Source organism: Mitsuaria sp. BK037 (assembly GCF_014193045.1).
Lineage (GTDB): Bacteria > Pseudomonadota > Gammaproteobacteria > Burkholderiales > Burkholderiaceae_C > Roseateles.
The window spans coordinates 2624442-2647129 of record NZ_JACHYS010000001.1 but is presented as its reverse complement, the minus strand read 5'-3'; the positions used below and the strand labels follow the sequence as shown (position 1 = coordinate 2647129).

At 70.6% G+C, this 22688-nt stretch carries 23 protein-coding genes; 14 read left to right on the top strand and 9 right to left on the bottom strand.

The genetic code is table 11. From position 1 onward, the window contains the following. The first annotated feature begins 4 nt into the window (after positions 1 to 4). From FHT37_RS10995 to FHT37_RS10985, 3 genes are all read left to right on the top strand, one after another. Positions 5 to 433: a biopolymer transporter ExbD gene (locus FHT37_RS10995; RefSeq protein ID WP_091732187.1), complete on the top strand. Its 429-nt coding sequence runs from the start codon at positions 5 to 7 to the stop codon at positions 431 to 433. Between the two features lie 12 nt (positions 434 to 445). After that, a complete protein-coding gene (locus FHT37_RS10990) occupies positions 446 to 877 on the top strand; it encodes a biopolymer transporter ExbD (protein ID WP_175538449.1) in 432 nt (143 codons plus the stop codon). A gap of 84 nt (positions 878 to 961) precedes the next feature. Next, positions 962 to 2212 (top strand): hypothetical protein, encoded by a 1251-nt coding sequence (locus tag FHT37_RS10985; protein WP_091732195.1) that lies wholly within the window; start codon positions 962 to 964, stop codon positions 2210 to 2212. A gap of 104 nt (positions 2213 to 2316) precedes the next feature. On the opposite strand, the gene FHT37_RS10980 is transcribed toward FHT37_RS10985, so the two are convergent. Beyond that, the gene (locus tag FHT37_RS10980) at positions 2317 to 2970 is read right to left on the bottom strand and encodes a TetR/AcrR family transcriptional regulator (protein ID WP_147240061.1); all 654 of its coding nucleotides are present in this window, start codon (positions 2968 to 2970) and stop codon (positions 2317 to 2319) included. Between the two features lie 135 nt (positions 2971 to 3105). On the opposite strand from FHT37_RS10980, the gene FHT37_RS10975 reads away from it, so the two are divergent. The 7 genes from FHT37_RS10975 to FHT37_RS10945 all read left to right on the top strand — a co-directional run bounded on the left by FHT37_RS10975 (position 3106) and on the right by FHT37_RS10945 (position 12223). Beyond that, positions 3106 to 4302 (top strand): efflux RND transporter periplasmic adaptor subunit, encoded by a 1197-nt coding sequence (locus FHT37_RS10975; RefSeq protein WP_183480769.1) that lies wholly within the window; start codon positions 3106 to 3108, stop codon positions 4300 to 4302. A 19-nt stretch (positions 4303 to 4321) separates the two neighbouring features. Further along, positions 4322 to 7495, top strand: a complete 3174-nt coding sequence (locus FHT37_RS10970) for an efflux RND transporter permease subunit (protein WP_183480767.1) — start codon at positions 4322 to 4324, stop codon at positions 7493 to 7495. Position 7496: 1 nt separating this feature from the next. Further along, the gene (gene adeC, locus FHT37_RS10965) at positions 7497 to 8933 is read left to right on the top strand and encodes an AdeC/AdeK/OprM family multidrug efflux complex outer membrane factor (RefSeq protein WP_183480765.1); all 1437 of its coding nucleotides are present in this window, start codon (positions 7497 to 7499) and stop codon (positions 8931 to 8933) included. An 85-nt stretch (positions 8934 to 9018) separates the two neighbouring features. After that, a complete protein-coding gene (locus FHT37_RS10960) occupies positions 9019 to 9642 on the top strand; it encodes a TetR/AcrR family transcriptional regulator (RefSeq protein ID WP_091732215.1) in 624 nt (207 codons plus the stop codon). Positions 9643 to 9729: 87 nt separating this feature from the next. Continuing rightward, complete coding sequence (gene sdhC / locus FHT37_RS10955; protein ID WP_175538450.1) at positions 9730 to 10149, top strand: succinate dehydrogenase, cytochrome b556 subunit; 420 nt, start codon at positions 9730 to 9732, stop codon at positions 10147 to 10149. A 67-nt stretch (positions 10150 to 10216) separates the two neighbouring features. Then, on the top strand, positions 10217 to 10699 hold the full coding sequence (locus FHT37_RS10950; protein ID WP_183480763.1) for a YXWGXW repeat-containing protein: 483 nt from the start codon (positions 10217 to 10219) through the stop codon (positions 10697 to 10699). A 180-nt stretch (positions 10700 to 10879) separates the two neighbouring features. Continuing rightward, positions 10880 to 12223: a patatin-like phospholipase family protein gene (locus FHT37_RS10945; protein WP_221210999.1), complete on the top strand. Its 1344-nt coding sequence runs from the start codon at positions 10880 to 10882 to the stop codon at positions 12221 to 12223. A 45-nt stretch (positions 12224 to 12268) separates the two neighbouring features. On the opposite strand, the gene FHT37_RS10940 is transcribed toward FHT37_RS10945, so the two are convergent. The 7 genes from FHT37_RS10940 to FHT37_RS10910 form a co-directional block, all read right to left on the bottom strand. Continuing rightward, the gene (locus FHT37_RS10940; RefSeq protein WP_183480761.1) at positions 12269 to 13027 is read right to left on the bottom strand and encodes a 3-hydroxyacyl-CoA dehydrogenase; all 759 of its coding nucleotides are present in this window, start codon (positions 13025 to 13027) and stop codon (positions 12269 to 12271) included. A gap of 162 nt (positions 13028 to 13189) precedes the next feature. Beyond that, a complete protein-coding gene (gene adk / locus FHT37_RS10935; protein WP_147240717.1) occupies positions 13190 to 13843 on the bottom strand; it encodes an adenylate kinase in 654 nt (217 codons plus the stop codon). A gap of 148 nt (positions 13844 to 13991) precedes the next feature. Beyond that, complete coding sequence (kdsB, locus tag FHT37_RS10930; RefSeq protein WP_183480759.1) at positions 13992 to 14750, bottom strand: 3-deoxy-manno-octulosonate cytidylyltransferase; 759 nt, start codon at positions 14748 to 14750, stop codon at positions 13992 to 13994. Next, positions 14747 to 14950: a Trm112 family protein gene (locus FHT37_RS10925; RefSeq protein WP_183480757.1), complete on the bottom strand. Its 204-nt coding sequence runs from the start codon at positions 14948 to 14950 to the stop codon at positions 14747 to 14749. Before FHT37_RS10925 ends, kdsB begins: the two co-directional genes overlap by 4 nt. Further along, on the bottom strand, positions 14931 to 15986 hold the full coding sequence (gene lpxK, locus FHT37_RS10920) for a tetraacyldisaccharide 4'-kinase (RefSeq protein WP_183480755.1): 1056 nt from the start codon (positions 15984 to 15986) through the stop codon (positions 14931 to 14933). The genes FHT37_RS10925 and lpxK overlap by 20 nt, the downstream gene beginning before the upstream one ends. 34 nt (positions 15987 to 16020) lie before the next feature. Next, positions 16021 to 16434, bottom strand: coding sequence for a biopolymer transporter ExbD (locus FHT37_RS10915; RefSeq protein WP_091732241.1), 414 nt, complete (start codon positions 16432 to 16434; stop codon positions 16021 to 16023). After that, positions 16431 to 17132, bottom strand: a complete 702-nt coding sequence (locus FHT37_RS10910) for a MotA/TolQ/ExbB proton channel family protein (protein WP_091732246.1) — start codon at positions 17130 to 17132, stop codon at positions 16431 to 16433. The genes FHT37_RS10915 and FHT37_RS10910 overlap by 4 nt, the downstream gene beginning before the upstream one ends. Positions 17133 to 17460: 328 nt before the next feature. Between FHT37_RS10910 and xseA the strand changes: the two genes are divergently transcribed. After that, the gene (gene xseA, locus FHT37_RS10905) at positions 17461 to 18825 is read left to right on the top strand and encodes an exodeoxyribonuclease VII large subunit (RefSeq protein ID WP_183480753.1); all 1365 of its coding nucleotides are present in this window, start codon (positions 17461 to 17463) and stop codon (positions 18823 to 18825) included. A gap of 115 nt (positions 18826 to 18940) precedes the next feature. After that, the gene (locus FHT37_RS10900) at positions 18941 to 19525 is read left to right on the top strand and encodes a superoxide dismutase (RefSeq protein ID WP_091732254.1); all 585 of its coding nucleotides are present in this window, start codon (positions 18941 to 18943) and stop codon (positions 19523 to 19525) included. Positions 19526 to 19625: 100 nt separating this feature from the next. On the opposite strand, the gene FHT37_RS10895 is transcribed toward FHT37_RS10900, so the two are convergent. After that, entirely contained in the window at positions 19626 to 20102 is a 477-nt protein-coding gene (locus FHT37_RS10895; protein WP_183480751.1) for a DUF192 domain-containing protein, read from the bottom strand. A 35-nt stretch (positions 20103 to 20137) separates the two neighbouring features. On the opposite strand from FHT37_RS10895, the gene FHT37_RS10890 reads away from it, so the two are divergent. After that, positions 20138 to 22498: a cation-translocating P-type ATPase gene (locus FHT37_RS10890; protein ID WP_183480749.1), complete on the top strand. Its 2361-nt coding sequence runs from the start codon at positions 20138 to 20140 to the stop codon at positions 22496 to 22498. 40 nt (positions 22499 to 22538) lie between these two features. Beyond that, positions 22539 to 22685: a cbb3-type cytochrome oxidase assembly protein CcoS gene (ccoS, locus tag FHT37_RS10885; protein ID WP_091732264.1), complete on the top strand. Its 147-nt coding sequence runs from the start codon at positions 22539 to 22541 to the stop codon at positions 22683 to 22685. Positions 22686 to 22688 lie beyond the last annotated feature (3 nt).

Below are 22688 nucleotides of genomic sequence, written 5' to 3'. Positions count from 1 at the left end.
CAATATGGGGATGAACGTAGGTTCGTCCGGTGGCGACGACGAGGTGGTCTCGACCATCAACACCACGCCCCTGGTGGACGTGATGCTGGTGCTCCTGATCATCTTCCTGATCACCGTGCCGGTGGTGACGCAATCGGTGGGGGTGACCCTGCCGAAGGAGACGAACGTCGTCCGCGTCACCAAGCCGGAGAACATCGAAATCGCGGTGACCAAGGATGGCGACATCTACTGGGGCGTGCAGCCGATTCCGGATACGGAAACGCTGGTGGCGCGCCTGAAGAAGGTGGCGGTTCTGAATCCTCAGCCGGAAGTCCACATCCGTGGCGACGAGAAATCGCGCTACGAGAACGTGGGCAAGGTGATGGTCGCGTGCCAGCGCGCGGGCATCATGTCCATCAAGTTCGTCACCGAGCCGCCGGCTCGTGGTGGCTGAAGGAGCTGAAGAATGGGTATGAATGTCGGAAGCTCCGGTGGTGGTGACGATCCCGAAACCATGCTGGACGTCAACACGACGCCGCTGATCGACGTGATGCTGGTGCTGCTGGTGATGCTGATCATCACCATCCCGATCCAGCTGCATTCGGTCAACCTGGACATGCCGCCGCCCAACAACCAGACGCCGCCGACCGAGCCGATCGTCCACGAAGTGGCGATCGACTTCGACGGCACCGTGTTCTGGGATGGCGCGGCCGTGCCGAACCACGCGGCGCTCGAGGCCAAGATGGCCGAGATCGCGGCGATTCCGGACCAACCGGAAGTGCACATCAAGCCGAACAAGCTGGCCGAGTACGGTTATGTCGCCAACGTGATGGCGTCGGCGCAGCGCCTGGGCGTCAAGAAGATGGCGATGGTCGGGAACGAGCAGTTCCTGAACTGAGACCGGATGCCTGTCTGATTGGTGTCTGACCAGAACGCGCTGCCCGCGAGGGTGGCGCGTTTTTCTTCGTAGGAGAGCAAGCGAATGAAACTCAAACTGCTGGCAACCGCCGCCGTGGGCGCCGCCGCGCTGGTGCTGGGCACGACGCCCGAAGGCAGCCTGAGCGTCCTGTCCCAGGCCGCCGCGCAGGTGCGCCCGCAAGTCGGCGGCGCGCTCAAGGCTGCGTCCGACCTGCTCAAGGCGGGCAAGGCGCAGGAAGCGATGGCCAAGATCCGCGAGGCCGAAGCCGTTCCCGGCCGCAACGCCGACGAGAACGCGACGCTGGAAGGCCTGCGCCTGTCCGCCGCCTCGCGCTTGGGCGATGCCGACGGCATGGCCAAGGCCTATGACGCGCTGAGCGCCGCCGGCAAGATGCCCGCGGCCAACAAGCTGCTGACGATGGAAGCCATCGCCGGCACCTACCTCCGCGCGGGCAATGGCGCCAAGGCGCTGGAGTGGGTCAACAAGTACAACGCCGCCGGGGGCAACAGCCCGACGATGAAGCAGATCCAGAGCGCCGCGCAGCTGCGTTCCGGTGACGTGACGACGGTGCTGAAGGACACGCTGGCCGAGATCGCCGCCGACGAGAAGGCCGGTCGCACGCCGTCGCAGGACAAGCTCAACACCGCGCTGTGGGCCGCCAACAAGAAGGGCGACGGCGCCACCGAGTCGGCGCTGATCCAGAAGCTGCTGAACTACTACCCGACGCAGAAGCTGTGGGCGCAGTCGCTGGGCACGCTGCAGAGCAAGAAGGGCTTCGCCGCCGGCCGCTACCAGGTCGACGTGCTGCGCCTGCGCCTGGTGACCGACAACATGCAGGGCGCCAACGACTACATGGAGCTGGCCCAGCTGGCGGGCGCGGCGGGTTATCCGGACGAAGGCAAGAAGGTGCTGGACAAGGGCTTCGCCGCCGGCGTCCTGAAGCCGACCGACGACAACGGCCGTCCGAAGCGACTGGCCGACCTGCTGGACAAGCGGATCGCCGAAGCCAAGGCCGGCGCCGCCGCCGCCGAGACGGCCGCCCGCGGCGCCCGTGAAGGCGACGAGCTGGTGAAGGTCGGTTTCGCGCAGGTGCAGCGCGGCCAGGCCGCCGCCGGCATCAAGCTGATGGAGGAAGGCATCGCCAAGGGCAACCTGAAGCGTCCGGACGATGCCAAGCTCTACCTGGGCCTGGCGCAGTTCCTGGCCGGCGACAAGGCCAAGGCGCAAGCGACCTGGCGCACCGTCAAGGGCACCGACGGCTCGGCCGACCTGGCCGGCCTGTGGTCGGTGTACGCGCGCAGCGCGAAGCACTGATCGCGACAGACTGCCCGGCGCCCCTCGCGGCGCCGGTCAAACGCCAAGAAGCGCCGACGGCAACGTCGGCGCTTTTTTCATGGACGCTCGCCCGCCCGGAGTGATCAGGACGATCGCGCGTCCTTGCCGGCGGGAGGGGCAGGGGGCGCGCCGGCGGGGGCGTAGGCCCTGAGGAAGACGTCCACCGCGCGTCGCGCGGCCCGCTTGATCTGGAGCCGGCTCGGCGGCGGAAGATCGCGGTGGAACCACCGGTGGTAGTGCTCCGCGTTGACCAGCGCGCCGAAGTACTGCGCCAGGAGGCCGGGGTCCTCGCGGCGCAGCTCGCCCAGTTCCACCGCCTGCCGGAACATCTCCGTCATGACCGCCATGCCTCGCTGCGGGCCGACCTCGTAGAACATGCGGCCGATGTCCGAATGGCCGGCCGCGCCCAGCACCATGCGGTGCGCCGACACCGATTCGTCGCTGGTCAGGAACGCCGTCAGCTTCTCGGCAAAGCGGGTGAGCCTGGCCTCGAGGTCGCCGCCGCGGTACTCCGCGATCTCCGCCAGCGCCGTGGCCATGTGCCGGTCGCCGGCCGCCTCGGTCACCGCGAGGAACAGCTCTTCCTTCGACGCGAAGTAGCCATAGATCGTCGACTTCGATCCGCCGATGCGCTTGACGATCTCGGCCATCGATGCGCGCTCGTAGCCGAACTCCAGGAACACCTGCGAGGCCACTTCGAGGATGGCCTCGCGGCGCGCTTCAGTGCGGACTTTCACGACATCTCCTTAACCGTACCAATCGGTCCATTTTTTCTTGACACCCGGGAACTGTCAATCCAATAATCCGCGCCAATACCGAACCGTTCGGTACGTTTTAGAAATGACCAAGACTGCTCGACCCGGAGGTCCGCCATGAGCATCCGCCACGATCCCTTCCCGCCCACGGCGCTGCTGGCCGCTGTCGCGGCACTGGCCCTCGCTGCCTGCGGCGAGCCGCCGCATCCGCCCAACATGGGCGGCAACGGCACGCCGCAGGTCGCTGTCACGACTGTGAAGCCGCAGCGCCTGGCGCTGACGACCGAGTTGCCGGGTCGGGTCACGGCGGCGCTCGTCGCCGAGGTGCGACCGCAGGTCGGCGGGCTGGTGCAGGAGCGCCGCTTCAAGGAGGGCAGCGAGGTCAAGGCCGGCGAACTGCTGTACCAGATCGATCCGGCGACCTATCGCGCCAGCGTCGACAACGCGCAGGCCACGCTCGCCAAGGCCGAGGCGACGCTGGTGTCGGCGCGGCTGAAGGCCGGCCGCTACCACGAGCTGTCCGCGATCAAGGCCGTGAGCCAGCAGGAGGCCGACGATGCCGCCGCCAGCCTGCTGCAGGCCGAGGCCGACGTCGGCGCCGCGCGCGCCACGCTGCAGACGCAGCGCATCAACCTGGCCTACACCCGCATCACCGCGCCGATCAGCGGGCGCATCGGCCGCTCCACGGTGACGCCGGGCGCGCTGGTCACCGCCAACCAGGCCGCCGCGATGGCGACGGTGCAGCAGCTCGATCCCATCTACGTCGACGTGACGCAATCCAGCGGCACGCTGCTGGCGCTCAAGCGCTCGCTGGAGAACGGCCGGCTCAAGAGCGGCACGGCCGCCGTGCGGCTGGTGCTCGAGGACGGCAGCGTCTATCCGCAGGCCGGCAAGCTGCAGTTCTCCGAGGTGACGGTGGACCAGAACACCAGCGCCGTGACGCTGCGGGCCGAGTTCCCGAATCCGCGCGGCGACCTGCTGCCCGGCATGTACGCGAAGGCGGTGATCGAGGAGGGCGTGATCGACCAGGCCGTGCTGGTGCCGCAACCGGCGGTCAGTCGCGACAGCACCGGCAAGCCGGTGGCCTTCGTCGTGGACGGCGACGGCAAGCTCGCGCAGCGCGCGCTGACGACGGAGCGGGCCATCGGCGACCAGTGGCTGGTCGGCAGCGGCCTGAAGGCGGGCGACCGGCTCGTCGTCGAGGGCCAGCAGAAGGCGCGGCCGGGACAGCCGGTCGAGGTCAAGGCGGCGGGCGCGCCGTCCCTGCCCGCCGCCGTGAAGACCGCCGCGGCCAGCGCCGCGACCGCGCATTGAGCATCGGACGGAGACCCTCATGGCTCGCTTCTTCATCGACCGTCCGATCTTCGCCTGGGTCCTGGCCATCATCACGATGCTGGCCGGCACCGTGGCGGTGCTGACCCTGCCGATCGCGCAATACCCCACCATCGCCCCGCCCGCCATCGCCATCACGGCCAACTATCCCGGCGCCTCCTCCAAAACCCTGGAGGACACCGTCACGCAGGTCATCGAGCAGAAGATGAAGGGGCTGGACCGGCTCTCTTACATCGCCTCGACCAGCGAATCGACCGGCAGCGTGACCATCACGCTGACCTTCGAGACGGGCACCAATCCCGACACCGCGCAGGTGCAGGTCCAGAACAAGCTGGCGCTGGCGACCCCGCTGCTGCCGCAGGAGGTCCAGCAGCAGGGCGTGCAGGTTGCCAAGTCGGCCAACAACTTCCTGAATGTGCTGGCCTTCATCTCGGAGGATGGCCGGCTCAACGGGTCCGACCTGTCGGACTACGTCGCGGCCAACGTGCAGGACCCGATCAGCCGCGTGGAAGGCGTGGGTGACACGACGCTGTTCGGCTCGCAATATGCGATGCGCATCTGGCTGGACCCGGGCAAGCTCAACAGCTTCAAGCTGACGCCGCTGGATGTGAAGGCCGCGGTGCAGGCGCAGAACGCGCAGGTCTCGGCCGGCCAGCTCGGCGGCCTGCCGGCGGTGCCGAGCCAGCAGCTCAACGCCACCATCACCGCGCAGACGCGGCTGAAGACGGCCGAGGAGTTCGAGGCCATCCTGCTGCGCACGCAGGCGGACGGCTCGGCGGTGCGGCTGCGCGACGTGGCGCGCGTCGAGCTGGGCAGCGAGAGCTACGCCACGGTCGCGCACTTCAACGGCAAGCCGGCGGCGGGCCTGGCGATCAAGCTGGCGACCGGCGCGAACGCGCTCGACACGGTCAAGGGCATCGATGCGAAGCTCGACGAGCTCAGCAAGTTCTTCCCGCCCGGCGTCAAGGTGATCAAGCCCTACGACACGACGCCGTTCGTGCGCATCTCCATCGAGGAGGTGATCAAGACGCTGATCGAGGCCGTGGTGCTGGTCTTCCTGGTGATGTACCTGTTCCTGCAGAACTTCCGCGCCACGCTGATCCCGACGATCGCGGTGCCGGTGGTGCTGATGGGCACCTTCGGCGTGCTGGCGGTGTTCGGCTACTCGCTCAACACGCTGACGATGCTGGCGATGGTGCTGGCCATCGGCCTGCTGGTCGACGACGCGATCGTCGTCGTCGAGAACGTCGAGCGCGTGATGAGCGAGGAAGGCCTGTCGCCGCTGGAGGCGACGCGCAAGTCGATGGGACAGATCACCGGCGCGCTGGTCGGCGTGGCGCTGGTGCTGGCGGCGGTCTTCGTGCCGATGGCCTTCTTCGGCGGCTCGACCGGCGTGATCTACCGCCAGTTCACCGTGACCATCGTGTCGGCGATGACACTGTCGGTGCTGGTGGCGATGATCCTGACGCCGGCGCTGTGCGCGACGCTGCTCAAGCCGGTGGCCAAGGGCCATGCGCTGGCGACGACCGGCTTCTTCGGCGCGTTCAACCGCGCCTTCGACCGTGGCAACCGCCGCTACCAGGGCATCGTGCAGCACATGCTGGGCCGCGGCTGGCGCTACATGGCCGGCTACGCGGTGCTGGTGGCGGTGGTTGGATTCGTCTTCAGCAAGATCCCCGCCGGCTTCCTGCCGGAAGAGGATCAGGGCACGCTGTTCACGCTGGTGCAACTGCCGCCCGGCGCCATGCAGGCCAGGACGCAGGAGGTGCTCCAGCAGGTCGACCATCACTTCCTGGTCGAGCAGAAAGACGCGGTGGACGCCATCTTCTCCGTGGCGGGCTTCAGCTTCGCGGGCAGCGGCCAGAACGCCGGCTTCGCCTTCGTGAAGCTCAAGCCCTGGGGCGACCGCGTCCGGCCGGAGCTGAAGGCCGCGGCGGTGGCCGGACGGGCGATGGAGACGCTGTCGAAGATCCGCAACGCGACGGTCTTCGCGATCGTGCCGCCCGCGGTGTCGGAGCTGGGCAATGCAAGCGGCTTCGACCTGATGCTGCAAGACCGCGCCAACCTCGGCCATGCCGCGCTGATGCAGGCCCGCAACCAGCTGCTGGGCGCACTGATGAAGGAGCCGGGCCTGGTCGCCGTGCGGCCCAACGGCATGGAGGACACGCCCGACTTCCGGCTCGACATCGACGAGCACAAGGTCGGCGCGCTGGGCCTGTCGATGAGCGACGTGAACGCGACCTTCTCGACCGCCTGGGGCAGCAACTACGTCAACGACTTCATCGATCGTGGCCGGGTGAAGAAGGTCTTCCTGCAGTCGGATGCGCCGTTCCGGATGCTGCCGGGCGACATCGACCATTGGTTCGTCCGCAATGCCGCCGGGACCATGGTGCCCTTCAGCGCCTTCGCCACCGCCAGCTGGACCCTGGGCTCCCCGCGCCTGGAGCGTTACAACGGCGTGCCGTCGGTGGAGATCCTGGGCATGGCGCTGCCGGGCGCGCTGTCCAGCGGCCAGGCGCTGGACCTGGTGGAGCGCCACGCGGCCGCGCTGCCGCCGGGCATCGGCTACGAGTGGACCGGCGTCTCGCGCCAGGAGCGCGAGGCCGGCGGCCAGGCGGGCCTGCTGTACGCGGTGTCCATCCTGGTGGTGTTCCTGTGCCTGGCGGCGCTGTACGAGAGCTGGTCCATCCCGTTCTCGGTGGTGCTGGTGGTGCCGCTGGGCGTGCTGGGCACGCTGGTCGGCGCGGTGCTGACCTGGAAGATGAACGACGTCTACTTCCAGGTGGGCCTGCTGACCACGGTGGGCCTGGCCTCGAAGAACGCGATCCTGATCGTCGAGTTCGCGAAGGAGCTGCATGCGAAAGGCATGTCCACCCTCGAGGCCGCGATCGCCGCGGCGCGCATGCGCCTGCGGCCGATCCTGATGACCTCGCTGGCCTTCATCCTGGGCGTGCTGCCGCTGATGGTCAGCAAGGGCGCCGGCGCCGGCGCGCAGAACGCGCTCGGCACGGCCGTCGTCGGCGGCATGGTGTCCGGCACGGTGCTGGCGATCTTCTTCGTGCCGCTGTTCTTCGTCGTCGTGCAGGGACTGTTCGGGCGTAACAAGCCTGCGGCGGCCGAGTCCGCCGGGGCCCCCGCCGCCGATGCCTCCCCCCTGTTGAACGAGGGCCACTGACATGACCCGATTGATCTCCCTGGTCCCTTCGCCGACCTGGCCCGGCCTGACGGCGCTGGCGGCGGCCCTGCTGCTGAGCGGCTGCGTCAACCTGGCGCCGCGCTACGAGCGTCCCGCCGCGCCGGTGCCGGCGCACTACCCGGACGCTCCGGCGGACGCTGGATCGAACGGCGCCGCGAACGCGGACGTCGGCTGGCGGACCTTCTTCGCCGACGCGAAGCTGCGCGGCCTGATCGAGCTGGCGCTCGACAACAACCGCGACCTGCGCGTGGCGGTGCTCAACATCGCGCAGGCCCGCGCGCAGTACCGGATCCAGGACGCGGCCACCTTGCCGACGCTGAGCGCCAACGGCAGCGGCACCGCGACCCGCACGCCGGCCAGCCTCTCGGCGACTGGCGAAGCGCTGACCAGCCACCAGTACAGCGCGACGCTGGGCGTCAGCGCCTATGAGCTGGACCTGTTCGGCCGCGTGCGTAACCTGAGCGCGCAGGCGCTGGAGCAATACCTCTCCACCGAGGAGGCGAGGCGCAGCACCCAGATTTCGCTGGTGGCCGAGGTGGCCACGGCCTACCTGACCTGGGCCGCGGACCTGGAGCGCCTGGCGCTGGCGCGCGAGACGCTGCGCAGCCAGTCCGACACCTACACGCTGACCAAGCGCAGCTTCGAGCTGGGCAGCGCCTCGGCGCTGACGCTGCGGCAGGTGCAGACCAGCGTCGACAGCGCGCGCGTGGACGTGGCGCGCTACACCGGCCAGATCGCGCAGGACCGCAATGCGCTGGCGCTGCTGCTGGGCGCGCCGGTGCCGGCCGAACTGGCGCCGGGCGCTCTCGGCGACTCGCTCAACGCGCTCCCCGAGCTGCCGGCCGGACTGCCGTCGGAGCTGATGCTGCGCCGGCCCGATCTGCTGCAGTCGGAGCACAAGCTCAAGGCCGCCACGGCCAACATCGGCGCGGCGCGCGCGGCCTTCTATCCGCGCATCAGCCTGACGGCCTCGGCGGGCAGCGGCAGCGCGGACCTGTCAGGCCTGTTCAAGGGCGGTTCGGGATCCTGGACCTTCCTGCCGCAGATCAGCCTGCCGATCTTCGATGGCGGCAGCAACCGGGCCTCGCTCGACAGCGCCATCGCCGGGCGCGACATCGCCGTGGCGCAGTACGAGCAGGCGATCCAGTCCGCCTTCCGCGAGGTGGCGGATGCGCTGGCGCAGCGCGAGGCGCTGAGCGGTCAGCTGCAGGCGCAGCAGTCGCTGGTCGAGGCGAGCGGCGATGCGCTGAAGCTGTCCGATGCCCGCTTCGCGCGTGGCGTCGATAGCTACCTGGACGTGCTGGATGCGCAGCGCTCCTGGTACGGCGCGCAGCAGACGCTGATCGGCATGCGGCTCTCGCGGCTGACCAACGGGGTGACGCTCTACAAGGCGCTGGGCGGTGGCTGGAACGGCTGAGCGCCGGTCGCGGCCGCGGCCGTGGTTGCGGTCGCGGTCGCGGTCGCGGTCGCGAGGGGCAGTGTTGAGCACCAGGAGGGCATCCATGGACCAGGAAGGCGACATGAAACCAGCGGGCCCGGCGCCCGCGCCGCGGGGCCGGCCGTCGCGGCGGTCGATGCTGCTGTCGACGGCGATCCGCGTGCTGCAGGAGCGCGGCATCCGCAACATGACGCTGGAGGAGGTGTGCGCGGCGTCGGGGGTGTCGCGGGGCGCGGTGTACTGGCACTTCCGGTCGAAGGAGCGCCTGGTGGAGGAGTCGCTCGCGGCGACGACGCTGCCGCTGGAGCAATTGCGACAGCAGGCCTGGGAGGATCCTTGCACGACGCTGGCACGGGCGGTGATGGCCTGCGTGACCCAGGAGCGCCTGCGCGGGCTCTGCGTGACGCTGCTGTTCAACGCGTCGGAGGCTGCGGCGCGGGCGCGGATGGCTCGGGTGCGGGTCGCGGTCACCTGGTTCCTGGCGCGGCATTGCGTGGCCCGGCGCGACGTGCTCGGTCGCGTGGCGCGGCGGCACCGGGTGCAGCTCGCGCACGCGATGGTGATGGGCTCGCTCATCGAGTTCATGGCCTTCATGCCCAGGGACATCGCTGGCGAGCATGCGCTGGCGCAGGCGCTGCGCCGGCTGGTCGGCGCCGGGCCGGCGCAGGAGCGGCTCCAGCCGGTGTGAGGGCTGCGTCGCCGGGGTCGCCGCGACGGGGCCCGATCACAACCGTCCCACTTGATTCGCGAGGACTTGTCACCGATGAAAAAAGAAATGCGTCCGGCACACAGGAACGTCGGGCTTGCGCAACTGCCGGCCTACATGGCCAGGTTCCCGTCCACCGCCTGGGTGTCGCTGCTGCATCGCGTCAGCGGCCTGCTCCTGGTCGTGGCGCTGCCGCTGGTCATCGCGACCCTCGAGGCCGCGCTCGCCTCCGCGGGCTCCTACGAACGGCTGACGGCGGTGTTCTCGACCGGTTGGGGCGGCCTGCCGGGCTGGCTCATGAAGCTGCTGTCGCTGGTCCTGCTGTGGGCCTTCCTGCACCACCTGGCCGCCGGACTCCGGTTCGTGCTGCTCGACATGAGTCACCGCGCGGTGGAGAAGCACCGGGCATCGCGTTCCGCGCGGTGGGTGCTGATCTCGAGCCTGACGCTGACGGTGGCGGTGGGCGCCAAGGCCTTCGCGCTCCTATGAGCACGCGATGGGCGCGGCAGGCCCCCTCGCTGGTCGCAGCGATCCCCCGCCTTCTCAAGGAAGCCCCATGACAAAGCTTGTGCGTTGCATCCAGGCGCTGGTCATCCTCATGTGCCTGGTGCCGCTCGTCGGCCACGGCCAGGAGCCTCCACCTCCGGTCCCGCTTCCGGTGCCGCTCCTGCCACCGCCGCCACTGCCGCCACCACCGCCGCCGCCATTGCCACCGCCACCACTGCCGCTGCCGCCACCGCCACCGCCACCGCCGCCATTGCCGCCGCCGCCATTGCCGCTGCTTCCACCCCCACACGTCACCGTGTCGGCGATCGTGCTCGACCAGGCGCCACCGCCTCCGATGGTCGAGCGCATCCCGCCCGCGCCCTTCGAAGGCGCCCTGTGGATAGGCGGTTACTGGGACTGGACGGGAGATCGATACCAATGGATCGGGGGGCGATGGGAAACCGCGCGCCGCGGATACAGCTACCGCGCTCCTGGCTGGGTTCGTGAAGGCGCGCTGTGGCGGCTCGACCTTGGCGGTTGGGTCGCGCGCTGATCGCTGCGGGCTGCTCGCGGTGAGGTCGCGCTTTCACCGCCAGGATCTGCCTCGCTCGCGCCTGGACGGAATATGAGATGCTCCGCGCCCGATGCGGTCGGCGGCTTGTCCCCCGGCCGCATCTCGGCGGGGAGTCAGCCCTTGAAGGTGATGTGCGTGGGAATTGGAAGACGTCTCGGAATGCTGGTGCTGGCGGCGACGCTGGCCGGTTGCTCGACCTATCGGCCCTGGATCAATGGCGGCCTCGCGGCGGGCGCGGATGGCGCACCCGCCGCGGCGCCGGTCGCCCCGCGCCGCACGCCGCCGGCGGTCGTGGCCGCCGTCACGCTGTCCGGTGGGGGCGCGCGGGCGGCCGCGTTCGGCCTGGGCGTGCTGCGCGAGATGAAGGCCACGCCGTTCAGTCTCGAGGGCCAACCCACGACGTTGCTGGACCAGGTCGCGCTGGTCAGCGGGGTGTCCGGCGGCAGCATCCTGGCCGCGCACTTCGCGGCCTTCGGCGACGAGACGCTGACGCGCTTCGAGCCCGACTTCCTGATGGTGCCCTTCGAGGCCGGCCTGATCCGCCAGGCCTTCGCGCCGACGCGCCTGTATCACCTGACCTCGCCGTGGTACGGCCGCAGCCACATCCTGGCGCAGCGGCTCGACGAGCTCTATCGCGGCCTGACCTTCGGCGACCTGAAGTCACGCCCCCATGCGCCGGACCTGATGGTGACCGCCACCGACCTCACCACCGGCGCCCCCTTCGATTTCACGCCCGAGCAGTTCGGCCTGATCTGCTCGGACCTGGACCGCACGCCGCTGTCGTTCGCGGTCGCCGCCTCGTCGGCGGTGCCCATCCTGCTGTCGCCGATGACCCTGAAGAACCACGCCGGCGAGTGCGCCCCCGCGGCGACGCCACCGCGCGGCCCGGCGACGTCCGACGACTACCGCACCCGGCTGCTGGCGCTGAGCGCGCAAAGCTACCGCGACGCCAAGGAGCGGCCGTACATCCACCTCGTGGACGGCGGGGTCTCCGACAACACCGGCGCGCGGCTGATGCTGGACCGGCTGCTGGCCGGCGGCTCGATCGCCTCGTCCTTCCCGGACGCGCCGCCCGGCTCGATCCACCGGATGGTCCTGATCACCGTGAACTCGGAGCGCGACCTGGCCGAGCGCATCGACGCCAGCGACCAGGTGCCGTCGACGGGGCAGGTCATCGAGACGCTGGTCTTCGGCGCCGGCGCGCGCGAGACGCAGGTCACGCTGGCCATGCTCAACGACGACCACCGTCGCTGGCAGGCGGAACTGATGCGCACGCGCGGCACGCCGGGGAGTCCCTTCGCGGCGGACGCCGAGCTCCACATCGTCAGCGTGAGCCTGCATGACGTGCCGGACGACAAGATCCGCCACAGCCTGCTGCGCGTGCCGACGGCCTTCACCATCGAGGGCCGCGACGTGCAGGAGCTGCAGAAGGCCGGTGCCGAGGCGCTGCGTTCGGCCCCCGCGTTCATCCGCTTGAGGGAAAGCCTGGGCCGGCTGAAGTGAGGCGCGGCGGGCGCCGCAGCGTCCGCCCGGCGCGCCCCTCGATGCTCACTTCGGCGCCATCCGGATCGCGCCGTCCAGGCGGATCACCTCGCCGTTGAGCATGTCGTTGGTGACGATCTGGTGGACCAGCTTGGCGTAGTCCTCCGGGCGGCCCAGGCGGGACGGGAAGGGCACGCTCGCGGCCAGCGCGTCCTGCACCTCCTGCGGCATGCCGAACAGCATCGGCGTGCCGAAGATGCCGGGGGCGATCGTCATGTTGCGGATGCCGTTGCGGGCCAGGTCACGCGCGATCGGCAGCGTCATGCCGACGACGCCGCCCTTGGAGGCCGCATAGGCCGCCTGGCCCATCTGGCCGTCATAGGCGGCGACCGAGGCGGTCGAGATCAGGACGCCGCGCTCGCCGGTGGGCTCGGGTTCGTTCCGGCTCATCGCCTCGGCGGCCAGTCGGATCATGTTGAAGCTGCCGACCAGGTTGACGGTGACGACCTTGGAGAAGGTCGCCAGCGCATGCGCGCCGTCCTTGCCGACCGTCTTGGCGGCCGGCGCGATGCCGGCGCAGTTCACCAGGCCCATCAGCTTGCCCAGCGAAACCGCCTTGGCGACGACCGCCTGCGCGTCGGCCTCCTGGCTGACGTCGCACTTGACGAAGGCGCCGTTCAGCTCCCGGGCCAGGGCTTCGCCGCGCTCGACCTGCAGGTCGGCGATGACGACGGTCGCGCCTTCGCGCGCCAGCATGCGGGCCGTGCCCTCGCCGAGTCCCGACGCGCCGCCGGTGACGATGAAGACCTTGTTCGCGATGTCCATGGGATGTCTCCTTCCAGGGGGTTCCTGTGTCCGGGCGGCGGCGAGGCGGCCGCGCGCCGGCTGGTTGCCGTTGACGTAAACGTCAATTGTCGGCGAAAAAATGGCGACCTCGTGGGCCGCCATCGTTGCTGTCGCGACGCGCGCGTCGCGGATCGTCGGGTCTCAGCCCAGCGCGGCGAGGGCGCGGCTGGTGATCTCGTCGACCGTGCCGATGCCTTCGATGCGGCGGTACTGCGGCGCCTGCGCGTCGCCGCTGGCGGCCCAGGTCGAGTAGTAGTCCACCAGCGGGCGGGTCTGGGCCTGGTACACCTCGAGCCGCTTTTTGACGGTCTCTTCCTTGTCGTCGTCGCGCTGGATCAGGTCCTCGCCGGTGACGTCGTCCTTGCCGGCGACCTTGGGCGGGTTGAACTTGGTGTGATAGGTGCGACCCGAGCCGACGTGCACGCGGCGGCCGCTCATGCGTTCGATGATGGCGGCGTCAGGGACGTCGATCTCGAGCACGAAATCCAGCTTCACGCCGGCGGCCTTCATCGCGTCGGCCTGCGGGATGGTGCGGGGGAAGCCGTCGAACAGGAAACCCTTGGCGCAGTCCGGCTGCGCGATGCGTTCCTTGACCAAGCCGATGATGATGTCGTCGCTGACGAGGCCGCCGGCGTCCATCACCTTCTTGGCCGCGACGCCGAGCTCGGTGCCCGCCTTGACGGCGGCGCGCAGCATGTCTCCGGTGGAGATCTGCGGGATACCGAACTTTTGGCAGATGAAAGCCGCCTGGGTGCCTTTACCGGCGCCAGGGGCGCCCAGAAGAATCAGTCGCATGGGTCTCCTCGATATGGGGAGAGGGCGCGCCGCACGGGTCGACGCGCCCTCGAAAACTGCGGGCGAGGATAGCACGGGCCTGCCTACGCCCCGCTGACGCGACCGTCGAATGACAGGGCCCGTCACCCGGTCGGGCCAGGGCCGCGATTCAGCTGGCCATCAGCTGTCTGACGCGTTCCAGGTCCTCGGGCGTGTCCACGCCGGGACCGGGCCGCTCGTCGCTGACATGCACCGCGATGCGCTCGCCGTGCCACAGCACGCGCAACTGCTCGAGGGCCTCGATCTGCTCCAGCGGCGAGACGGCCAGCGTCGGGAAGCGGCGCAGGAAACCGGCGCGATAGGCATACAGGCCGACGTGGCGCAGGACCGCCCCCGGCTTGATGCGGGCGCCGCCGCCTGGCGCGTCGCGCCACCAGGGGATGGGCGCGCGGGAGAAATACAGCGCCAGGCCTTGCGCGTCGGTCACCAGCTTCACCACGTTCGGATTCGCGAACTCGGCGTCGTCGTCGATCGCGTGCGCGACCGTCGCCATCGCGCACTGCGGCCGCGCGGCCAGCAGCTCGGCGCAGGCGCGGATCATCGCCGGCGCGATCAGCGGCTCGTCGCCCTGGACGTTCACCACCAGCGCGTCGTCCGGCAGGGCCAGCAGCTCGCAGGCCTCGGCCAGGCGGTCGCTGCCGCTGGCGTGGTCGGCCCGGGTCATCAGCGCGCGGATGCCGTGGGCCTCGCAGGCCTGGCGCACCTCGGCCGCGTCCGTGGCCACCACGACCTGGGCCGCGCCGGCCAGCGCGGCCCGGCGCGCGACCTGCACGATCATCGGCGCGCCGGCGATGTCCGCCAGCGGCTTGTTCGGCAACCGCGTCGAGGCCAGCCGGGCCGGGATGACGATGTGGAAGGGCGTGCTCACGCCGCGTCGCCTTCGGCGTCGGTGGAGCGGGCCTCGTTGGCCAGCATCACCGGGATGCCGTCGCGGATCGGGAAGGCCAGGCGGTCGGCGGGGCAGACCAGCTCGCGGTCGGGCAGGCCGGTCGCCGCGGCGTTGCGGCGGTCTTCCAGCGGGCCCTTGCAGACGGGGCACACCAGCATCTCAATCAGTCGATGGTCCATGGGGGAGCAGCCGCCGCAACTCGCGCTGCAGCGCCTCTTCAAAAGCGGGTTCGGGGCGGAAGTCTAGCGCCACCACCCAGATGCGGCAGCCCTGCAGCGCCTCGGGGCGCAGCTTGACGGCATCCTTCTCGGTGATGACGACCTCGTCGGTGCGCGCCCAGGGCAGCGGGTCCAGCGCGGCATGGTCGGGCAGGGCCAGCGCGCGGAAGTTCAGGCCCTGCTCGCCGAGCATGTCGAAGAAGCGCTGCGGCCGCGCCAAGCCGGCGGCCGCCAGCAGCGGCTTGCCGCGCAGCGCGTGCAGGCGCTCGAGCCGGGCGGGCTCGCCGCGCCACCAGTCCGCCAGCGCGACCGCGCCGGCCAGTTGCCGGGTGCCGACGTAGCCGGGCAGGGCGGTGCTGGGCCGGCCGGTGCTGTAGAGCACCAGGGTGTCCGCGCAGGAGCCCGGCGGTGGCGGCAGGGCGCGTGACTGGCGCAGCGGCCCCGCCGGGAGCAGCCGGCCATTGCCCAGGCCGCGCTCGTCGAAGACGAGGAGGCTCAGCTGCCGCGGTAGCCGCCAGTGCTGCAGGCCGTCGTCGGAGACCAGCAGCTGGATGTCGGGGTTGGCCTCAAGCAGCGCGCGCGCCGCCGCTATGCGGTCGCGGCCGACGGCCACCGGCACGCCGGCGCGCAGCTTGATCAGCAGGGGTTCGTCGCCGACGTCCTCGGCGCGGTCGCCGTCGGCGATGACGCGGACCTGCGCCTCGTCGGCGCGGCCGTAGCCGCGCGAGATGACGCCGGCGCGCAGGTTCATGCGCTGGAGCGTGTCGAGCAGCGCGAGGGTGGTGGGGGTCTTGCCGGCGCCGCCGACGACCCAGTTGCCGACGACGATGACCGGCACCGGCAGCGGCTCGCTGCGCTTGAGGCCGAGCCGGTAGAGCAGCACCCGCAGCCGGATCACCGCGCCGTGCAGCGCGGCCAGCGGGCGGAGCAGGTGAGCCAGGCGGTCGTCGTCGCGCCAGGCGCGCTGCAGCCGGTCTTCAAGTGCCGGCCGAGTCATGCGCGGGCCCGGCCGACCGCGGCGCCCACGGCGGTCATTGCGGCTTGTTGGCGGCGAAGGTCAGTCGCGTCAGGTTGGCGCGACGCGCCGCGTCCATCGCGTTGACCACCGCCTGGTGCGGCGTCGCCGCGTCGGCGGAGACGATGACCACCGGTTCCTGCTTGCCTTGCGCCGCCTGCAGCAGCGCGGCGGTCAGCAGGTCGACGCTGCGACCTTCGACCGCGTTGCGGTCGATCGCGTAGCGGCCGTCCGCCGAGATGGCCACGATGATCTCGGCCGGCCGGTCCTTCAGCTGCTGGGCGTCCGCCGTCGGCAGCGTCAGCTGCAGCTCGGTGAACTTGGAATACGTGGTCGACAGCATCAGGAAGATCAGCACGACCAGCAGCACGTCGATGAACGGGATCAGGTTGATCTCCGGTTCCTCGCTCTGGCGACGGCGGAACTTCATGCCTTGGCCTTGCCTGGCGCGGGCGTGGCGACCGGCGGCGGCACGGTCACCGGACCGGTGTTGGCCGCATGGGCGCCGGCGGGCATCGCGCGGTTCACCAGGTGCGTCAGCAGGCGCTCGCTGGCCTGTTCCATGTCCACCACGTAGGCCTCGATGCGGCCGCGGAAGTAGCGGTAGAACATCAGCGACGGGATCGCCACGATCAGGCCGAACGCGGTGTTGTAGAGCGCGATCGAGATGCCGTGCGCCAGCAGGCCGGGGTTGTTGCCGGTGGGGCTCTGGCTGCCGAAGATCTCGATCATGCCCACCACCGTGCCGAGCAGGCCCAGCAGCGGGGCGGCCGCCGCGATGGTGCCCAGCGTGTTGAGGTAGCGCTCCATCTGGTGGATCGCGTGGCGGCCGGCCAGCTCGAAGACCTGGCGCAGGCGGGCTTCGCCGGCGCGCGGATCGGCCTGCGAGGCGCGCAGCCCGGCGGCCAGCACCTGGCCCAGCAGCGAGTTCTCGGCCAGCTTGCCCACGACCTCGCCGCTCGGGATCTGCAGCTGGGTCACGCCCAGCACTTCCTCGATCAGGCTGGGCGGCGCCACCCGGGCGGCGCGCAGGCTCACGACGCGCTCGATGATCAGCGCCAGGGCCACCACGGAACACAGCAGCAGCGGCCAGATCGGCCAACCGGCGGCTTGTATGATCGAAAACAAGGCTTTCCCTCCGTTCGGGCATCTCCGGCCCGGCGGCGCATTATGGCGCCACGCCGCCCGCGCTTCGACCACCGCGGCCCCTCATCACAAGCCCTTACAAACATCCACCGAACCTGTGGATAACTTTGTGGGCAACTGGTCGCGGAACCGCGCCAGGGCCCGTCAGCAAACGGCAAGGATTAGCCTGCTTCAAAAATGAGCAGGAAAAAGCTTTTGAAAAACAAGCGCTTATCGATATGTGACGCGGGCATGACGGGCAATATGGCCTGCGGAGCCAGCATTGGCGCGGCTGTGGAGTTCCCGACCCGCGCCATTGCTGGGTTTGCGCATGATTGACGCCCCACAACCCGCATCGCCACGGATGGTCTGGGGGGTCGCGGCCCTGTTGACGGCCCTTTCCGACGCATTGCAGGCCAGATTCCCCGTCGTGACGGTGCAAGGCGAGCTGTCGGGTTTCACCCGCGCGGCCAGCGGCCACTGCTACTTCAGCCTGAAGGATGCCGACGGCCAACCGGCGATGCTGCGCTGTGCGATGTTCCGGCGCGCCGCCTCGATGGTCGACTTCGCGCCGCGCGACGGCATGACCGTCGAGCTGAGAGGCCGGCTCGACCTCTACGGGCCGCGCGGCGAACTGCAATTCATCGTCGAGGCGATGCGGCGCTCCGGCGAGGGCGCGCTGTACGAGCAGTTCCTGCGCCTGAAGGCGCGGCTGGAGGCGCAGGGCTGGTTCGATCCCGACCGCAAGCGCCGCCCGCCGCCCTACGCGCGCCGGATCGGCGTGATCACCTCGACCGGCGGCGCGGCTCTGCATGACGTGCTCACGGCGCTGCGCCGGCGCGCGCCGCATGCGCGGGTGTTCATCTACCCGACGCTGGTGCAGGGCAGCGAGGCCCCGCCGGCGATCGTTCGCGCGCTGGCCGCGGCGAACGCCCGTGCCGACGCCGAGGTGCTGCTGCTGGTGCGCGGTGGCGGTTCGCTCGAGGACCTCTGGGCCTTCAACGACGAGCGCGTCGTGCAGGCGGTGGGCGAATCGGCGCTGCCGGTGATCTGCGGCGTCGGGCACGAGACCGACATCACCCTCGCCGACCTGGCGGCCGACCTGCGGGCGCCGACGCCGACCGCCGCCGCGGAGCTGGCGACCGTGGCCCGCCAGCAATGCCTGGACAGCCTCGACGCGCTGGAGCGGCAGCTGCGGCGCCGAGTCGAGCAGCGTCTGGACGCGGCGGCGCAGCGGCTGGACCGGCTCGCGCTGCGGCTGGCGCGGCCGGGCGACGCGCTGTCGAGACAACGCCGCCGGCTCGATCTGCTGTCGCAGCGGCTGAGACAGGTCGCGCCGCGGACCGTGTCGATGGAGACCCAGCGCCTGCGCCACCTCGCGCAGCGCCTGGCCCAGGTCGCGCCCCGCGCCGCCGCCCTGGAACAGCAGCGGCTGCGGCACCTGGCGCAGCGGCTGGACCGCGCGCTGCCGCAACAGGCGCAGCGCGGCGCCCAGCGGCTGGAGGGGTTGGCGGCGCGCCTTCAGGCGCTCGACCCGCGCCAGGTGCTGGCGCGCGGTTATGCCTGGCTGGACGACGGCCAGGGCCGGGCGCTCGGTTCGGTGGACCAGCTCCACGAGGGCCAGGACTTGCGCGCCGTGCTGGCCGACGGCGAGGCCGACCTGCGGGTCGGGCGCATCGCCCGCCGGGAGCGCTGAGGGGCGGCCTGCGCCCCGGGGCGGCGGGGTACGCGTGCTCCCGGCAGGGGCATGATTTCGCTGCCTACAATCGCCCGCGACATCCGTCCCACCACCAACCGATTAGGAGTCCCTCATGGAACACGTCCTGCCCGAGCTGCCGTACGACAAGAAGGCGCTGGAACCGCACATCAGCGCCGAGACCTTCGAGTACCACCACGGCAAGCATCACAAGGCCTACGTGGACAACCTGAACAACCTGCAGAAGGGCACCGAGTTCGAAAGCAAGACGCTGGAAGAGATCGTCAAGACCTCGAGCGGTCCGATCTACAACAACGCCGCCCAGATCTGGAACCACACCTTCTTCTGGTCCTGCATGAAGCCCAACGGCGGCGGCGCGCCGACCGGCAAGCTGCTTGACGCGATCAATGCCAAGTGGGGCAGCGTCGATGCCTTCAAGGAAGCCTTCCAGAAGAGCGCCGTCGGCAACTTCGGTTCCGGCTGGACCTGGCTGGTGAAGAAGGCCGACGGCAGCGTCGACATCGTCAACACGGGCGCCGCCGGCACCCCGCTGACCACCGCCGACACCGCGCTGCTGACGATCGACGTGTGGGAACACGCCTACTACATCGACTACCGCAACGCGCGTCCGAAGTTCGTCGAGACCTTCCTGAAGAGCCTGGTCAACTGGGACTTCGCGCAAGCCAACTTCGGCAACTGACGCCGCGGCGCCTGCGCGAGCGGGCGCCAGATGGACCAACGGCCCGGGATCGCTCCCGGGCCGTTGTCGTTTCAGGCGGCCGTGACCTCGCGGCTTCGCTTCACTTGGGCCAGGGGCCGCCGCGCAGCTTGGAGCCGGCCTTCAGGCCGCGCTTGTCGAACCAGCCCTTGTTCATTTCCAGCACGTAACGCACCGGCTTGGCGGAGCAGTGCGAGACGTCGGACAGCGGCTGCATCTCGACGATGTTGACGATGGTGCCGTCGTCGGCGACGAACGCGGCCGACAGCGGGATCAGCGTGTTGCGCATCCAGAAGCATTGCTGCGCGGGCTGTTCGAACACGAAGATCATGCCGGCGTTGGGCGCCATCTCCTTGCGGGCCATCAGGCCGATGGCGCGCTGCTCGTCGGTGCGGGCGACCTCGGCATGGATCAGATGCATGCCCGCGCCGAGCTCGACGACCGGCAGGCCGGTCTGCGGGATCTGCTGGGCCACGGCGGGCGTGGCGGCCGACAGCGCGGTGATCAACAGGGCGGTCGACAGGGCGGCGGACGATGCGGCGCGTTTGATATTGAGCATGACGTGACCTCGAGGATGGGCGGATTATCGCGGCCATGTTGCCCGCCCCCGCCGCCTCGGCCGATGCCGGCGCCCGGGGCGCCGACATCCCGCCCGCCAATCGCCCCCGCCGCGACACGCCGCTGACGCGGGCGGCGTCCTCGGCGCCCGATGGGCTCGACGAAGCGCTGCGCCCCGTCACGCAATGGCACGCGGCAACGGGCGGCGAGCGCATCGCGCGCACGCGCTTGCGGCTCTCGGGCATGCATTGCGCCGCCTGCGCCGGGCTGATCGAAACCACGCTGCAGGCGCGCCGCGGGGTTCACGCGGCGCAGGTGAACGCCTCCACCCAGACCTTGTTGCTGGACTGGTTGCCGGCGGACGTCCCGTTCGAGGAGCTGCGGCAATCGCTGAGGGCCGCCGGCTACGACCTCGCCCCTGACCTCGCCGGGCCCGCGCGCGAACTGCGCCGGCGCGAGCACCGACAGGCCGTCTGGCGGCTGTTCGTGGCGAGCTTCCTGATGATGCAGGTGATGATGCTGGCGTGGCCGTCCTACGTGGCCGCGCCTGGCGAGATGGCGCCGGACCAGGCGGCCCTGCTGCGCTGGGGCCAATGGGTGTTGACGCTGCCGGTCATGCTGCTGGCGGCGGGCCCGTTCTTCCAGGCCGCGGCCTCGCAGCTGCGCCAGCGCCGCATCGGCATGGACGTGCCCGTGGCCCTGGGACTGGCGGTCGCCTTCGTCGCCGGCAGCGGCGCGACGCTCGATCCGGGCGGGCTCTTCGGGCACGAGGTCTACTTCGACTCGATCACCATGTTCGTGGCCTTCCTGCTGGGCGCGCGCTACCTCGAACTGCGCGCGCGACACCGCGCCGCGCAGGCGCTCGAGCAGGCGGCCGGCGAACTGCCGGAGCGGGTCGAGCGCCAGAAGCCGGACGGCAGCGTCGAAACGGTGCCCGTGGCGCAGCTGGCGCCGGGCGACCTCGTGCGCGTGTCAGCCGGGCAGCGCATTCCCGCCGATGCCACGGTGGACGCCGGTGCTGGCGCGGTGGACGAGTCGCTGCTCACCGGCGAGTCCAGACCGGTCGCGAAGGCGCCTGGCGACGAGGTGCTCGCCGGCAGCCTGAACCTCCAGGGTGTGCTGATGCTGCGCGTGCGGCAGGTGGGCGAACAGACCCGGCTGGCCGGCATCCGCCAGTTGATGACGCAGGCCTTCCAGGACCGCCCGGCGACGCTGCGCATGGCCGACCGCGTGGCGGGATGGTTCCTGGCGGCGGTGCTCGTGCTGGCCGGCTTGGCGGCGCTCGCGTGGCAACTGATCGATCCCTCGCGGGCGGTGGCCGTGGCGGTGTCCGTGCTGATCGTGACCTGTCCCTGCGCGCTGTCGCTGGCGGCGCCGGCGGCCTGGGTGGCCGCCGCGGGCACCTTGGCGCGACGCGGGCTGTTGCTGTCGCGGCTCGAGGCGATCGAGACGTTGGCCGACATCGACGTCGTCGTCCTCGACAAGACCGGCACACTGACCGATCCATCGCCCCGGCCCCGGCGCCAATGGCCCGACACGCTCGACGCCGACGCGCGGTCGGCGGCGCTCGCGCTGGCCGGCGCGTCGCACCATCCGCTGGCGCGCTCGCTCGCGCGAGCGTTGGAATCCGAACTCGACGCTCGGCCCCCGTCGTCGCCGGCGAAGCAGTGGGTGATCGAAGAGTTCAGCGGTCGTGGCCTGGAAGCGCTGGCCGACGATGGACGGCGATGGCGGCTCGGCGCGCCGCGCTGGGCGCTGACGCACTTCGAGCCGCAGGAGCGGCGAACCGGCGTGGCCGATGCGCAGGTCGTGCTCGCCTGTGACGGCATCGCCCGGGCCGCCTGGCTGTTCGACGAGGCGCTGCGCGACGATGGACGGACGGCGGTGAGCGCCTGGCGCGAGCGCGGGCTGGAGGTGCACCTGCTGTCCGGCGATGCACCCGAGCGCGTGGCCGCGATCGCGGACCAGGTCGGCCCGGTGCGATGGCGCGGCGGCGCGAGTCCCGAAGACAAGCTGGCCCATGTGGCGGCCTTGCAGGCCTGCGGCCATCGCGTGCTGATGATCGGCGACGGCATCAACGACGCGCCGGTGCTCGCCCGTGCGCAGGTCTCGGTGGCGATGGGGCAGGGCGCCGACCTCGCCAAGTCGCGCGCCGACGCGCTGCTGGTGTCGGACCGGCTCGGCGCAATCACCAACGCGCTCGGCCTGGCCCGGCGAACGCGCCAGGTGGCCCGCCAGAACCTGGCCTGGTCGGCGCTCTACAACGCGGCGTGCGTGCCGATGGCGCTGGTGGGCTGGCTGCCGCCGTGGGCAGCGGGCCTGGGCATGGCGACGAGTTCGCTGCTGGTGGTGGCCAACGCCGCACGCCTCGGACGCGACACGACCTTCCGTCGGTGAGGCCGCCCCCGACGCCTCGACATCGTTCCGGAACCCGCACATGGACATCCTCTACCTGCTGATCCCGTTCTCGGTCGTGCTGGTCCTGCTGGTGCTGATGGTGTTCGGCTGGGCCGTGCAGGACGGACAGCTCGAGTCGCTGGACCGGGAAGGTCAACGAATCCTCGAGGACGACGCCGGAGCTTGACCG